Origin of the sequence: Aeromicrobium sp. 636, assembly GCF_024433585.1 — a bacterium.
GTDB classification, from domain to species: Bacteria; Actinomycetota; Actinomycetes; order Propionibacteriales; family Nocardioidaceae; genus Aeromicrobium; species Aeromicrobium senzhongii.
Map to the genome: position 1 here is coordinate 385408 of NZ_WNJU01000004.1, position 14469 is coordinate 399876.

A 14469-nucleotide genomic window follows, 5' to 3' on the forward strand; every position below is an offset into this window, starting at 1 on the left:
GTGGTGTCCAAGGTGACCGTGCGTGTTCCGGCCAAGATCAACCTGTGTCTGGGGGTGGGTCGTCCGCGCCCGGACGGCTTCCATCCGTTGGCCACGGTCTACCAGGCCGTCGACCTGCACGACGAGCTGCGGATCACCGCCCGCGACGACGGTGAGATCACCGTGGCGGTGCACACCGAGGTCGCCCTGCCCGAGGGCTCGGTCGTCCCCGAGAGCGACGACAACCTCGCCGTGCGGGCCGCGCGCCTGCTGCGCAAGCAGTTGGGCGACGAGAGCCTCGGCGCCGACATCGTGATCCGCAAGGTCATCCCGGTCGCCGGCGGCATGGCCGGGGGTTCGGCCGACGCCGCCGCCGCGCTGGTGGGCTGCAACGAGCTCTGGGGCGGCGGCCTGTCCAAGTTCGACCTCGAGCCCTTCGCGGCCGAGCTCGGCAGTGACGTCCCGTTCCTGCTGCACGGCGGCATCGCCATCGGTGGCGGCCGGGGCGAGACCGTCAGTCCTGTCCTGGCCCGCGGCGGCTACCACTGGGTGTTCGCCACGGCCGCCGAAGGCCTCTCGACCGCGGCCGTCTACGCCGAGTTCGACCGGCTCGCGCCCGACGCCCCCGCCGAGCCCGAGGTGCCCGACGCGCTGCTCAACGCGCTGCGGGCCGGCGACGCCCATGCGCTCGGACTGGCCCTGAGCAACGACCTCACCGAGGCCGCGCTGTCGCTGCGGCCCGAGTTGGCCGACACGCTCGACGTGGGGCTCCGGGCCGGTGCGTTGGGCGCGATCATCTCGGGCTCCGGCCCGACGACCGTGTTCCTGGCGGCCTCCGAGCAGCACGCGCTCGACCTGGCGATGGCGCTGACCAGCGCGGTGAACGCGGCCGACGTCATCCAGTCCCACGGGCCCGTCTCCGGGGCGCGACTCGTCTGATGCCTCCTCTCGTCGTCGCCGAGCGCATCGGCCAGTCCTTCCCGTCCGGAACCGTCCTCGAGGACGTCACCCTCGGCGTCGCCGAGGGCGACCGGATCGGCGTCGTCGGCCGCAACGGCGACGGCAAGTCCACGTTGCTGCGGATCCTGTCGAAGACGTTCGCTCCGGACTCCGGCCGCGTCACCTGGCGTCGCGACCTGCAGGTGGGCGTCGTGGAGCAGACCGACCTCCTCGACTCGACCGACACCGCCATCCACGCGGTGGTGGGCGACCGGCTCCAGCACGAATGGGCATCGGACCCGGCGATCCGCGATGTCCTGTCCGGCCTCATGGGCGACATCGACCACGAGGCGATCGTCTCCACGCTGAGCGGCGGGCAGCGCCGCCGCGTGGCGCTGGCGCGCACCCTGGTGCGCCGCTGGGACCTGCTCGTGCTCGACGAGCCCACCAACCACCTCGACCTCGAGGGCGTGACGTGGCTGGCCGAGCACGTGAAGCGCCGTACCGAGGCGCTCCTGGTCGTCACGCACGACCGGTGGTTCCTCGACGAGGTGTGCACGCTGACGTGGGAGGTCCACGACGCCCGCGTGGACGCCTACGAGGGCGGCTATGCCGCCTACGTGCTGCAACGCGTCGAGCGCGACCGCCAGGCGGCCGCCTCGGAGGAGCGTCGCCAGAACCTCATGCGCAAGGAGCTGGCCTGGCTGCGTCGCGGTGCTCCGGCCCGCACGTCGAAGCCGAAGTTCCGCATCGACGCGGCCAACGAGCTGATCGAGCGTGAGCCGCCCGTCCGCGACTCCGTGTCGCTGGCCAAGCTGGCCACGGCGCGCCTGGGCAAGGACGTCGTCGACCTGCTCGACGTCTCGGTCGAGTACGACGGACGACCCGTGCTGCGCGACGTCGAGTGGCGGATCGCGCCGGGGGAGCGTGCCGGGATCCTGGGCGCCAACGGCGCGGGCAAGAGCACCCTGCTCGGTCTGGTGACCGGCGCCGTGGCTCCGACGTCCGGCCGGGTCAAGCGCGGCAAGACCGTCAAGATCGCCGCGCTGACGCAGGACCTGGCCGATCTCGACGCGGTCGCCGACGACCGCGTCAGCGAGGTCGTCGCCCGGCGACGGACCGCCTATGTCGCCGAGGGCAAGGAGATGACGCCGAGCCAGCTGCTCGAGCGACTGGGCTTCACGTCGGCGCAGCTGACGACTCCCGTCAAGGACCTGTCCGGCGGCCAGCGCCGTCGCCTCCAGCTGCTGCTGATCCTGCTCGACGAGCCGAACGTGCTGATCCTCGACGAGCCGACGAACGACATGGACACCGACATGCTCGCGGCGATCGAGGACCTCCTCGACACGTGGCCGGGCACGCTGCTGGTCGTGTCGCACGACCGGTACCTGCTCGAGCGCGTCACGGACCACCAGTTCGCCGTCCTGGACTCCCACCTGCGGCACCTGCCCGGTGGCGTGGAGGAGTACCTGCGGCTGCGCGCCGCGGGCCCGGTCGACGCCCAGCCCTCGGGCCCTGCGCCCGCCGCCGCGAAGCCGCCGGCCGCCACCCAGCGGGGCGGGCAGGCCGAGCGACAGGCCAAGAAGGACGTGGTCCGGCTCGAGCGTCAGATCGAGCGGCTGACCGCCCAGATCTCCGACCTGGAGCGGGCGATGGTCGAGGCCTCGACAGAGCCCGACCGGCTCATGACCCTGGACGCCGAGCGTCGCCCGCTGGTCGAGGAGCTGGAGCGCGCCGAGGAGGCGTGGCTCGAGGTCTCCGCCGCTCTGGAGGGCTGAGTCCGGCGCGGACCCTCAGCCGTTGAAGTGCGCCGTCAGCGTGCGCAGCGCCTGGGCGACGTGCTCACGCTCGGCCTCGGGAAGGTCCTCGAGGATGGCGCTCTCGAGCGCCAGCAGGGTGTCGAGCGCACCGTCGACACGGGCCCGCCCCTCGGCGGTCAGCCGGACGAGCACCCCGCGCCGGTCCGACGGTGCCGGGCGTCGCTGCACGAGTCCCCGGGCCACGAGCCGGTCGACCCGGTTGGTCATGGTCCCGCTGGTGACCATGGTGGCGGCCACGAGCTGGCCGGGGGAGAGCTCGTAGGGCTCGCCCGAGCGCCGCAGCGCCGACAGCACGTCCCACTCCCACACGTCGAGCTCGTGCGTCGCGAAGGCCTGCTTGCGCAGTCGCTCGAGGTGCTTGGCCAGGCGCGTGAGCCGGCTGAAGACCTCCAGGGGAGTCACCTCGGCGTCGGGTCGCTCGACCCGCCACGCCGCGACGATCTCGTCGACCTCGTCCATGGACCTCACGGTAGTCCATCAAGAATCTTGACGTAGAGATAGTTGCGCTCCCTGCGGTCTCGGCCTCTCCGGGCAGGGCCTCCGGTAGCCTGAGACGACCGTCCCCGGTTGGTCTGTCGGCAGGGCCCGCCTGACTTTGAATCAGGATTAGCGACGTAGGTTCGACTCCTACCCGGGGAGCCGACGGCGTCCCCCGCGAATCGCAACGAGCCGGCCCCGCCGGCCACGAGGAGTGATGTGAGCGAGCAGGTCATCGCGATCGTCCTGGCGGCAGGCGCCGGGACCCGCATGAAGTCACGCCGGGCCAAGGTGCTCCATGAGATCGCCGGCCGTCCGATGCTGGGTCACGCCCTCGACGCCGTTCGCGGCGCTGGGGTCGACCGGGTCGTCACGGTGGTCGGTCACGACCGCGAGCAGGTGGAGGCCGCCGTCGCCGAACTGGAGCCGTCGGCGACGATCGCCGTGCAGACGCAGCAGCTCGGCACCGGCGACGCCGTGCGCGTCGCCCTCGACGCCCTCGACGTGAGCGCCGAGACCTACCTGGTCACCTACGCGGACGTGCCGCTGTTGACTGCCGAGACCTTGCGCAGCCTCGTGGACGAGCACCGCGCCGCGAGCCGCGCCGTCACGATCCTGACCTCCGAGCCGCAGGACCCGACGGGCTACGGGCGGATCCTGCGCGACGAGGCCGGCTCGGTCGTCGCGATCCGCGAGCACAAGGACGCCACCGAGGCCGAGCGCGCCACGCGGGAGGTCAACAGCGGCATCCTCGTCGTCGACGGACCCTTCCTCGACCGTGCGGTGCGGGCGCTCAGCACCGAGAACGCGCAGGGCGAGCTGTACCTCACCGACATCGTTGGCCAGGCCGTCGCCGAGGGACTGCCCGTGGGTGCCCACGTGCTCGAGGACGTGTGGCAGACCGAGGGCGTCAACGACCGCCGTCAGCTGGTCCGGCTGGGCCGTGAGCTCAACGCCCGGATCGTCGACCGGTGGCTGGCCGAGGGCGTCACGATCGTCGACCCCGAGACGACCTGGATCGACACGGCCGTGACGATCGGCCGCGACACGACCCTGCTGCCGGGCACCCAGTTGCTGGGCGCCACGACCGTCGGCGAGGGAGTGACGATCGGCCCCGACACCACGCTGCGCAACATCGAGGTCGGTGACGACGCCACCGTCGAGCGCACCCACGGCTCGGACTCGACGATCGGCGCGGGCGCCACGATCGGCCCGTTCGCCTACCTGCGACCCGGTGCGGTCATCGACGACGGCGCCAAGGTCGGCACCTTCGTCGAGATCAAGAACAGCCACATCGGCCCCGGCGCCAAGGTGCCCCATCTGTCCTACATCGGCGACGCCGAGGTGGGGGAGGGCACCAATCTCGGCGCGGGCGCGATCACCGCAAACTACGACGGCGTCCGCAAGCACCGGACGACGATCGGCGCCCAGGTGAAGACCGGGTGCCACAACGTCTTCGTCGCCCCTGTCGAGCTCGGTGACGGGGCCCACACCGGCGCCGGAGCGGTCGTGCGCGAGGACGTGCCGCCGGGGGCGCTGGCGGTGCCGGCGGCCGGACAGAGGACAATCGAAGGGTGGGTCGCGAGTCGGCGGCCGGGCACGCCTTCCGCTGTTGCAGCGGACCAGAACACGCAGGAGACCAGCGGTGGCGACGAACAAGAGCCTCAGTAAGCGCACGCCCACGAGCAACCTCATGTTGTTCTCGGGGCGCGCCCATCCGACGCTGGCCCGTGAGGTGGCCGAGCTGCTCGAGGTCGACCTCGTGCCGACGACGGCCTACGACTTCGCCAACGGCGAGATCTACGTCCGCTTCGACGAGTCGGTCCGCGGCTGCGACGCCTTCGTGATCCAGAGCCACAGCGCTCCGATCAACGAGGCGATCATGGAGCAGCTGATCATGATCGACGCGCTCAAGCGCGCCTCGGCCAAGCGCATCACCGTCGTGCTGCCGTTCTACGGCTACGCGCGCCAGGACAAGAAGCACCTGGGCCGCGAGCCGATCAGCGCCCGCCTGATGGCGGACCTGTTCCTGGCCGCCGGCGCCGACCGGCTGATGACGGTCGACCTGCACACCGCCCAGATCCAGGGCTTCTTCGACGGCCCCGTCGACCACCTGCTGGCCATGCCGATCCTGACCCGTCAGGTCCGCAAGAACTACGGCAAGAAGCCGCTCGCGGTCGTCTCTCCCGACGCGGGCCGCATCAAGGTCGCCGAGCACTGGGCGCGCCAGTTCGACAACGCGCCGCTGGCGTTCATCCACAAGACGCGCGACGTCACGCAGGCGAACGTCACGAAGGCCAACCGCGTCGTCGGCGACGTGGCCGGCCGCACCTGCATCCTGGTCGACGACCTGATCGACACCGGTGGCACGATCTGCCAGGCCGCCGAGGCGCTGAAGGCCGGTGGCGCCGCCGAGGTCGTCATCGCCGCCACGCACGCGGTGTTCTCGGGCAAGGCCGTCGAGCTGCTCAAGAACTCGGTCGCGACCGAGGTCATCGTCACCAACACGCTGCCCCTCAACGAGACGCAGCGCTTCGACAAGCTCACCGTCCTGTCGATCGCGCCGCTGCTGGCACAGGCCGTCTCGGCGGTGTTCGAGGACGGGTCGGTCACGAGCCTGTTCAGCGAATGACGTTCCTGCCGTGACCGTCGGCTCCGTGCTGCGGGCCATGGCCCAGCTCGCGGCGGCCTACGCGGTGGTGGGGGTGATCGGCACGGTGGTGCTGGCGCTGCTGAGCGGCGGTCTGGATGCGAACGGGCTGCTGCCGCTGGTCGTGCTGGCCGTCGCGCTGGGCTTCGCGGCCGTCGTCATCGTCTTCCTGGCTCGGCTCGTGGTCTCCTGGCTGGACGGGCGTGTCGGCGACCCCGTCGACCTCGCCATCATGTTCGTCTCCGGGCTCGTCCTGCTCAGCGGTGCGTTGACCATCGCCTCGCTGGGGCTTTCGGGACTCCTGGTCGCGGCCCTGCTGGCCCTGGCCACGCATGCCGTGCTGACGCGCAACTGGGCCTGACCGGAGCGCCCACGGGCGATTTCAGGTCTTCCACGCCGGTGGGCTAGAATTGTGGGGTTGCCTCGGCGAGGGTCCTTGCGGACCGTGATCGACAGGGTGCTCCACAGGAGTGCTGTGTCGAGCGCCGAGACCAGACCCAGACCTTCCAAGGAGAATTCCCCGTGGCCGAGATCAAGCTTTCCGCCGAGCAGCGCACCGAGTTCGGCAAGGGTGCCGCCCGCCGCATCCGCCGCGAGAACAAGGTTCCCGCCGTCCTCTACGGGCACGGCACCGATCCCGTGCACGTGACCCTGCCCGGCCACGAGACGATGCTGGCGCTGAAGACCGCCAACGCGCTGCTGGCCGTCGAGCTGGACTCCGAGAAGCACCTGGCCATCCCGAAGGACGTCCAGCGCGACCCGCTCAAGGGCTTCATCGAGCACGTCGACCTGCTGATCGTCCGCCGCGGTGAGAAGGTCACCGTCGACATCGCGATCAACGTCGTGGGCGATCCCGAGCCGGGCGTCCTGGTCGTCACCGAGAACGCCAGCGTCTCCCTCGAGGTCGAGGCCACCCACATCCCCACCGAGATCGAGGTCTCGGTCACCGGTCGTCAGATGGGCGAGCAGGTGCTGGCCTCCGACCTCGACCTGCCCGAGGGTGCGGCGCTCGCCGTCGAGGACGACTACATGATCCTCAACCTGACGCACGCGCCGACGGCCGCCGAGGTCGACGCCGAGCTCGAGGGTGCCGAGGCCGACGCCGGCATCGAGCGCGACGAGTCCGAGACGCCCGAGCCGGAGTCCGTCGAGGGCTGATGACCTGGTTGGTCGTCGGACTGGGGAACCCCGGTCCGTCCTATGCCGCCACCCGGCACAACGTCGGGTATCACGTGACCGATGAGCTGGCCGCCCGTATGGGCGGCCGGTTCTCGTCTCTGAAGGCGGCCCGCGCCGACGTCGTGTCGGGTCTGCTCTCGGGGCAGCGGGCCGTCCTGGGACGGTCACGCTCCTACATGAACGAGAGCGGGGGAGCCGTCTCGGCCCTGCTCAAGTACTACGACGTCGCGCCCGAGCAGCTCATCGTCATCCACGACGAGCTGGACCTGCCGCTGGGCTCGTTGCGCTGCAAGCTCGGCGGCGGCGACAACGGCCACAACGGCCTGAAGTCGATCCGCCAGTCCATCGGGACCGGCGACTTCCTGCGCGTGCGCTTCGGCATCGGCCGCCCGCCGGGACAGCAGACGGTGCACGACTTCGTGCTCAAGCCGTTCGCCAAGCCCGAGCGCACCGAGGCCGACATCGTCGTCCAGGAGGCCGCCGACGCGGTCGAGAGCCTGATCTCGGTCGGCCTGGTCAAGACGCAGAGCGCCTTCAACTCCTGACGTCGGACGGCTCCGGTGCCGGTCGGATCACGGGCTGGGGGGCTCCGCCGGGGCCTGGCCGGGTTCCCATGCGGGCGGCGATCTCGTCGCAGACGTCCGTGACCAGTCGACGCGTGAACGGCATCAGCCGCGGGTGGCTCGTGCTGCTGCCGACGTGCGCGTCGCGCAGCGCCAGGCCGGTCGCGGGACGACGGCGGTCGAGGTGCTCGCGGGTCCAGTGGTGGCCGGGCCAGTTCTCGTTCGCTGCCCGCCAGCGGCGGCGGTGCAGCGTCTGGACGAGCTCGGCCAGGGTCGCCGGCGAGGAACCGGTCGCGGGCAACTGCGAGAGCAGGCGCTCGACCTCGATCAGGGTGAAGGTCCGGTTGCGCAGCGTCGGCTGGGACAGCGCCACCAGCGAGCTCTCGCGGGGCGAGGTCGTGAGGATCAGGTCGGCGCGGTGCAGCCACGCCTCCCTCAGCGGGGTCGCGCGGTGGCCTGCAGCGAAGTCCGCACCGCCGGCCGTGCCGGAGATGCTGGTCTCGACGTGGTGGCACAGCTTCTCGCCCGCGACCGCGTCGGTGCCCGCGCTCGAGACCGAGATCCCGGCGGTAGCCAACCGCTCGGTCGCCACGAACTCACCCAGCGCGGATCGGCACACGTTGGCTCGGCAGACGAGCAGCACGTGCGCCTCTCGGTCGAACTCCGGCATGTTCCCCCTCACCCATCCTCTTCGTGTGTCGTTCCATTCTGACCGCCTCCCCCCAAGGGACGCGGACAGCGACGTTTCGTGGCGCCGCGCGTCGCTGAGATGGCCATCATTCCGCACGTCTACGATGACCGCAGCGTCATGGACGAACCGACCGACGTGTGACAGGAGGTGGGCAAGCGGTGAGAGTGCTGTTCGACGGCCACTGGCTCGTGAGCAAAGGGCCCATCTCCGGACGCGTCGTCGTCCGGTCGTTCCTCGGATCCTGGGTCGAGGAGTTCCCCCAGGACGAGGTGGTCGTGGCCGTCCCGCACGACGACGTGGCCGCCGCGCGAGCGCTGGTGGGTGAGGGCGTCGGCGTGGTCGCGACCCGGTTGCGGCCCCACGGTGTCTCGTGCGCTCTGGAGCTGCCGCGGCTGGCGCGCCGACACGGACCCTTCGACGTCATCCTCGTCCAGAACTACACGCCGCTGGCAGGTCCGGCCGTGACGTTCGTCCACGACGTGCTGTTCCAGTCCAACCCGCAGTGGTTCACGCCGCTCGAGCGGGCGTACTTCGCCGGGATGCCGGTGCTGGCACGGCGAGCCCGGGCCGTCCTGACGTCCAGCCGCCACGAGGCCGAGCGCATCCGGCGCCACAACCCCGCGCTGGCCACGGTCGAGCCGATCGGACTGGGACTGTCGACGGATCTGACCGACGCCGAGCCCGAGGCAGTCGAAGGACTCGACGACTTCATCCTCTCGGTCGGAAGGTTGAACGTCCGCAAGAACCTCACGGCGACGATCGAGGGGACCCTGGCCTCCGGCGTGCTCTCGCCCCGGTTCCCGCTGGTCGTCGTCGGAGAGCCCGAAGGTCGTACCGCAGAGCACTCGCCCGCGGTGTCCGCGGCGATCGCCGACGGCCGCGTGCTGTTCCTCGGTGGGGTCTCCGACGCCCAACTGGCATGGCTCTACGGTCGTGCGCGGCTGTTCGTCTATCTCTCCCTGGACGAGGGCTTCGGCTTTCCGCCCCTGGAGGCTCTGCACTTCGGGTGCCCGGTGGTCGTCAGCGACCTGCCGGTCTTCCGCGAGACGGTCGCGGACGCCGGCGTGCTGGTCCCGCCGTCGGATCGTGACGCGATCGCGGCAGCCGTCGCCGAGGCGGTTCGGGGCCCCAAGCCGCAGGTCGTCCCGCGGGACGTCGCGTGGCGCGATGTCGTCCACGCGGCGCGGACCGCGGTGACCGCGGCCATCGGCTGACCGGGGCCGTCATGGCCGTACGGCCGCCCGGGCGATCAACCGCGTCAACTCGGCCGCGGCCTCGCCCACCTGCCGCGCCACGTCGACGTGCTTCGCGCGCGACGTGTGGGCGTCGGGGATGTCGTCGTCCACCGAGCGTCCGCTGGCGGGGGTGTGGCTGCGCCCGGCGTGCAGTCGACCGGGCAGCCGGAAGATCCGGGACTCGGCAGTGACTCGTCGGCCCGCGGGGACGAGGCCGAGCTCGCTCGACAGGGCGTCCAACCGGATCGCCTCGAGCACGGTGAACGTCCGGGCACGGGCTTCGGGATCGAGCTGGGCGACGGCGCTGCGCTCGGAGGCCGAGACCGTGAGAATGAGGTCGGAGACACCGAGGAGCTCCTTGGTCAGCGGGCGGGCGCGGTGCGCCCTCATCGGCGCTGGGTCCCATCCCGCCCGGTCGGCGATCTCGGCGCATCCGGGCTCGCCAGCGCGCACCCGTGTCCCGGCGTCCCGGACGAGCACGCGATCGCGGCTCGCGGTGCGCGCCAGGCCCTCGCTCAGGAGCATCGTCATCGCCGGAGAGCGGCACACGTTGGCGGTGCACACCACGGTCACGACGAAGCGGTCACCCGCCGACACGTCGGGCACCATCGGATCGGGCATGTCTTCGATCCTCCCAGATCCTTGTTGGTGCGATCCCCGTTCCGGGGGGTCCCTTTGTACCTACACTGGGCCAGTGATCGACCGTAGGTGCCGCGTGCGCCGGGCCCGCCTCGATGATGGAGGCGTTGACTCGTGACCCTGCACGCCTACGTCAAGACGATCCAGCGCCACGCGATCGCGATCGTGCTGTGCACGGTCCTGGGCGCGATCGTGGGCTACGCCCACGCGGCGAACACCGATCCGACCTACCGATCCAACGCCAGCGTGCTGTTGACGACCGACATCGGTGGCAACGCCTCGGACATCAACCAGAGCTCCAACTACCTGCAGAACATCGTGGCGTCCTACGTCCTGTTGGCCGGGTCCGACACGGTGCTCACCAAGGTCGTCGACGAGCTCGGCCTCGACATCACCGCGCGACAGCTGTCCCGGTCGGTCGACGTCAGCTCCCCGCTGAACACCGTGGTCATCGACCTCGCGGTGGTCGCCGGCGACCCCGATGACGCCCAGCGCATCGCGCGGTCGCTGACGAGGAACCTCTCATCGGTGGTCGCCAGGGTGTCGCCCAAGGACAAGACGGGGAAGCCCGTCCTGCGCCTGAGCACGATCGGTGAGGCGACGCTCCCGCAGGTGCCGATCGCTCCGAACACGCGACGTGAGATGTTGCTCGGCGCTGCCATCGGCCTCCTGCTGGGTGCGATCTACGCGTTCGCACGCCGTTTCGTGGGGGAGGGCGTCCGTGACGCGGAGGACGTCTCCTCCGTCACGGATCTGCCGGTCGTCGGCGAGATCGTCGAGAGCGGCCGCAAGGTGTCCTTCCTCTCGGCGGTCCTGAACGACAGCCGAGGCCCTCAGGCCGAGTCGGTACAGGGGCTGGTCGCGAACCTGAGCTTCCTCGACATGGACTCGGGGCTGGCGTCCTTGGTGGTCACCTCGGCGACGCCCCAGGAGTCGAAGAGCTCCGTCGCCGTCGCTCTCGCTGCGTCGCTGGCCGGTGCCGGTCGGCAGGTGCTGCTGGTCGATTGCGACCTGCGCAATCCGTCGGTGGGCAAGCTGACCGGCTTGGAGGACGCCGTCGGTGTCTCGAACGTGCTGTCCGGACAGTTCACGGTCACCGAGGCGGTCCAGCAGTGGCTCCCGGGGGTCGACGTCCTGTCCGCCGGGCCGGTGCCGCCCAACCCTGCGCAGATGCTCAGCAGTCCTCGCTTCGCCGCCCTGATCCAGGAGGTGGAGAAGACGTACGACTTCGTCCTGGTGGACTCGGCCCCGGTGCTCGTGGCGGCCGACGCGGTGTGGCTCGGTCACAGCACCGATGGTGTCCTGCTCCTGTGCCGCCGTGGCCGGGTCTCCACCGCGAAGCTGTCGCGCGCGCTGGAGATCCTCCGGACGGGCCAGACGAACACCCTCGGTGTCGTGCTGACCCGGATGCGGGCCCGAGGCGGACGTTACGGGCGATACGGCCGTTATGGCGAGGACGTCAGCGAGTTCAACCAGAGCTGAGGCGGACCGGGCAGCAGGGCCTGCTCAGGACCAGCCGGTGGTCCGGCCGACGCTCCGGGCGGGGTTCCCGGCCACGATCGTTCCCGGCTCGACGTCATGGACCACGACGGAGCCGGCGCCGATGATCGCTCCGTCCCCGATGGTGACGCCCTTGAGGATCATCGCCCGGGCGCCGATCATGACGTGCTCGCCGATCGTCACGGGCAGGGTGCGGGTCAGGGTGCGGTGCTCGCCGTCGGTGATGTCGTGGAAGTCGGTGTCGAGGATCTGGACGTCCCAGGAGAGCTCGGTCCCCGCGCCGATGGTCAGCGAGGTTTCGACATTGATCACGTTGCGGATGCCGATCTTCGCCTCGGGCCCGAGCTCGAGGCGCGCGCCGGGTCCGACCCAGACCCGGGCGTCTTCGCGGACCACCGAGCGGGCGGCCAGCGCATAGTCGCCGGGGCCGGTCAGGTGCACTCCCGACTGCAGCACGACGCTCGGATGGCCGCGGAGCAGGCCACGGATCAGGACGCGGACGCGACGTAGGAGCCGTCCCCACCTGCGGGGATGGGCGTGGTGGCGGATTCTCACGCGGACACCGTAGCCTCGGGCCGTGATCCCGGGCCGAAAGGAAGCCGAGGGCTGTGGGCCCCGGGACGACTCGAGGAACGGGCGCCCAGGTGCCGAGAAGCGAGTGTGACCTACGTCACCATGGTTTGATGCTATGAGCACGACCTGCTTTGATGTGGGTTCGAGTGCGTATGGCGCGGCCGCTCGGGACCGCATGAGAGATCTGAAAGTGGCCCATGCGATCGACGCCTGAGAAGTCCCCCGAGCGCCCGGTGCGCACGACCCTGATGATGCTGAGTGTCGGCGTCAGTTGTGTGCTCGTCGCCGGAGTCGCCGCCGCCGTCGAGGTCGGTTCGACCCCGGACGGTGTCCTCGTGCGTGACGGCTTCAGCCGCAGCGTCGCATCCGGCTTCGGGCGCGCGGACGCCGGAGGGTCCTACACGTCGGTCTACGGCCGGTTGGCCAAGGTCGCCGGCGGCACCGCCAAGATCGCCGCCGAGCCCGGTCACACCACGCGTCAGTACCTGAACCAGGTGTCCGTCCGCGATTCCGTGTCCACGCTGGACGTCGTGGCGCCGGCGGTGTCGGCCTCCGGGAACGGTCTGGCGATCAACCTGGAGGCCCGCGGATCTTCGTCGGCCACCTACGCCGCGAAGTTCCGGTTCATGAGCGGCAAGCGGGTCGCGACGACGCTGATCCGGCTGGACAAGTCCGGCGAGAAGGCGATCGTCGCGGACAAGGTCGTGGCGGCGGGAGTCGTTCCGGGCGACCGGTGGCGCCTGGAGTTCAAGGTCGACGGCACGTCGAAGGTCACCTTGTCGAGTCGGGCCCACCGCGTCTCCGCGGCTCCGCCCGCATGGCAGTTGACGGGCGTGGACACGTCCTCGGCGCGACTGACGGGCAGTGGGGCGCCCGGTATCCGCGTGTACCTGTCGTCGGCGACTCCCGCGGTGGCGGTCCAGCTCGACGACTACGTCGTCCGCGAGGCCGTGGCGCCAGCGCCGGCGCCGGTGCCGCCTCCCACGACGAAGCCCTCGCCCACGCAGGCGCCCGTCCCGACGACGAGGCCGACGACGGCACCCACGGCCAAGCCGACGACCACTCCCACCACCGCGCCGCCGACCGTGGCGCCCACTCCGGGTCCCGCCCCCGTGCCGGGTGCGTCGTCGGACGTCGGTTCGTTGCCGGTGGGTTCGGCGTCGTATGTGGTGCCGGTGGGTGCGGTGTTTGTTGCGGCGTCGGGTTCCTCGGGTGGGTCGGGGTCGCAGTCTGATCCGTTCGGGTCGTTGGGTGCGGCGTTGGCGAAGGTGAAGTCGGGGTCGACGTTGGTGTTGCGGGGTGGGTCGTATCACGAGTCGGTGCGGGTGCCGTTCAACAAGAAGGTGACGATCCAGCCGTATCCGGGTGAGGCGGTCTGGCTCGACGGGACGGTGCCGGTGACGGGGTGGCAGAAGTCGGGTTCGTCGTGGTTCGTGTCGGGGTGGAACCACAATCTGGATTCGCGGGTGTCGTTCAACAGTGCTGCTGATCAGTCCGACTGGTTCGTCGATCCGAAGTACCCGATGGCCGGTCACCCCGACCAGGTCTGGATCGGTGGGCAGCGCCTGGCCGAGGTCGGGTCGGCCGCGGCGGTCAAGCCCGGCACGTTCTTCGTCGACACCGCCGCCAAGCGGCTGGTGGTCGGGTCGGACCCGACCAGCAAGCAGGTCCGCGCGAGCGTGTTGCAGCGGGCGCTGCAGATCCAGGGCGAGGGCACGATCGTGCGGGGCATCGGGGTGCGCCGTTACGCCAACACCCTGCACCTGATGGGTGCGGTGACCGCCGAGGTCCACGACCTGGCCCTGGAGAACATGGTGATCACCGAGAACGCCACCGTGGGTCTGTATGGGTGGAACGACCGGCACCGGTTCCGGCGCCTGACGATCACCGACAACGGCATGCTCGGCTTTGGCCACGCCGGCGCCAAGGACATGGTCCTGACCGAGTCGATCGTCTCGGGCAACAACTCCGAGCACTTCAACGGCGCCCCGGTCGCCGGCGGCATCAAGATCGGCCGCAGCACCGGCGTGACCGTCAGCGCGAACCTGGTCCGGGACAACATCAACTCCAGCGGCATCTGGCTCGACGAGTCGGTCAAGGGCGCGACCGTGGTCGCCAACACCGTCCGCGACAACGACACCACCGGCATCATGGCCGAGATCAGCGACAACGTCGTCATCGCCGACAACCACGTCACCGGCAACCGCGGCACCGGCATCTGGTC

Annotated in this window: 14 protein-coding genes and 1 tRNA gene; 11 read left to right on the top strand and 4 right to left on the bottom strand. The window is 70.5% G+C overall.

Annotation, left to right across the window (positions count from 1 at the left end):
• The first annotated feature begins 3 nt into the window (after positions 1-3).
• Both GL325_RS14745 and GL325_RS14750 read left to right on the top strand, forming a co-directional pair.
• Positions 4-918 (top strand): 4-(cytidine 5'-diphospho)-2-C-methyl-D-erythritol kinase, encoded by a 915-nt coding sequence (locus tag GL325_RS14745; protein WP_255956234.1) that lies wholly within the window; start codon positions 4-6, stop codon positions 916-918.
• Complete coding sequence (locus tag GL325_RS14750) at positions 918-2696, top strand: ABC-F family ATP-binding cassette domain-containing protein (RefSeq protein ID WP_187770005.1); 1779 nt, start codon at positions 918-920, stop codon at positions 2694-2696. The genes GL325_RS14745 and GL325_RS14750 overlap by 1 nt, the downstream gene beginning before the upstream one ends.
• A gap of 15 nt (positions 2697-2711) precedes the next feature.
• Here GL325_RS14750 and GL325_RS14755 read toward each other — a convergent pair whose 3' ends face one another.
• Positions 2712-3197 (bottom strand): MarR family winged helix-turn-helix transcriptional regulator, encoded by a 486-nt coding sequence (locus GL325_RS14755; protein WP_154595717.1) that lies wholly within the window; start codon positions 3195-3197, stop codon positions 2712-2714.
• Between the two features lie 101 nt (positions 3198-3298).
• Here GL325_RS14755 and GL325_RS14760 point away from each other — a divergent pair.
• From GL325_RS14760 to pth, 6 genes are all read left to right on the top strand, one after another.
• Positions 3299-3377, top strand: a tRNA-Gln gene (locus GL325_RS14760).
• Positions 3378-3434: 57 nt separating this feature from the next.
• Positions 3435-4886 carry a bifunctional UDP-N-acetylglucosamine diphosphorylase/glucosamine-1-phosphate N-acetyltransferase GlmU gene (gene glmU / locus GL325_RS14765; RefSeq protein WP_187770006.1) on the top strand — a complete coding sequence of 484 codons (1452 nt, stop codon included), beginning with the start codon at positions 3435-3437 and terminating at the stop codon, positions 4884-4886.
• Between the two features lie 22 nt (positions 4887-4908).
• Positions 4909-5847 carry a ribose-phosphate diphosphokinase gene (locus tag GL325_RS14770; RefSeq protein WP_154596306.1) on the top strand — a complete coding sequence of 313 codons (939 nt, stop codon included), beginning with the start codon at positions 4909-4911 and terminating at the stop codon, positions 5845-5847.
• A gap of 10 nt (positions 5848-5857) precedes the next feature.
• Positions 5858-6226, top strand: coding sequence for a hypothetical protein (locus GL325_RS14775; protein WP_187770007.1), 369 nt, complete (start codon positions 5858-5860; stop codon positions 6224-6226).
• 161 nt (positions 6227-6387) lie between these two features.
• Positions 6388-7023: a 50S ribosomal protein L25/general stress protein Ctc gene (locus GL325_RS14780; RefSeq protein WP_187411749.1), complete on the top strand. Its 636-nt coding sequence runs from the start codon at positions 6388-6390 to the stop codon at positions 7021-7023.
• A complete protein-coding gene (gene pth, locus GL325_RS14785) occupies positions 7023-7589 on the top strand; it encodes an aminoacyl-tRNA hydrolase (RefSeq protein WP_154595714.1) in 567 nt (188 codons plus the stop codon). The genes GL325_RS14780 and pth overlap by 1 nt, the downstream gene beginning before the upstream one ends.
• On the opposite strand, the gene GL325_RS14790 is transcribed toward pth, so the two are convergent.
• Positions 7579-8277 (bottom strand): hypothetical protein, encoded by a 699-nt coding sequence (locus GL325_RS14790; RefSeq protein ID WP_187770008.1) that lies wholly within the window; start codon positions 8275-8277, stop codon positions 7579-7581. The two genes, pth and GL325_RS14790, sit on opposite strands and share 11 nt — an antisense overlap.
• A 179-nt stretch (positions 8278-8456) precedes the next feature.
• Here GL325_RS14790 and GL325_RS14795 point away from each other — a divergent pair, with 179 nt between their 5' ends.
• Positions 8457-9512: a glycosyltransferase family 1 protein gene (locus GL325_RS14795; RefSeq protein WP_187770009.1), complete on the top strand. Its 1056-nt coding sequence runs from the start codon at positions 8457-8459 to the stop codon at positions 9510-9512.
• 9 nt (positions 9513-9521) lie between these two features.
• Here the strand turns inward: GL325_RS14795 and GL325_RS14800 are convergent, their stop codons facing one another.
• Positions 9522-10154: a hypothetical protein gene (locus GL325_RS14800; RefSeq protein ID WP_187770010.1), complete on the bottom strand. Its 633-nt coding sequence runs from the start codon at positions 10152-10154 to the stop codon at positions 9522-9524.
• 132 nt (positions 10155-10286) lie between these two features.
• Here GL325_RS14800 and GL325_RS14805 point away from each other — a divergent pair, with 132 nt between their 5' ends.
• Positions 10287-11654 (top strand): polysaccharide biosynthesis tyrosine autokinase, encoded by a 1368-nt coding sequence (locus tag GL325_RS14805; RefSeq protein WP_187770011.1) that lies wholly within the window; start codon positions 10287-10289, stop codon positions 11652-11654.
• A gap of 24 nt (positions 11655-11678) precedes the next feature.
• Here GL325_RS14805 and GL325_RS14810 read toward each other — a convergent pair whose 3' ends face one another.
• Entirely contained in the window at positions 11679-12227 is a 549-nt protein-coding gene (locus GL325_RS14810; protein ID WP_255956232.1) for an acyltransferase, read from the bottom strand.
• Between the two features lie 215 nt (positions 12228-12442).
• Here GL325_RS14810 and GL325_RS14815 point away from each other — a divergent pair.
• Positions 12443-14469 (top strand): right-handed parallel beta-helix repeat-containing protein (locus GL325_RS14815; RefSeq protein ID WP_187770012.1); only part of this gene is annotated, 2027 nt, incomplete at its 3' end.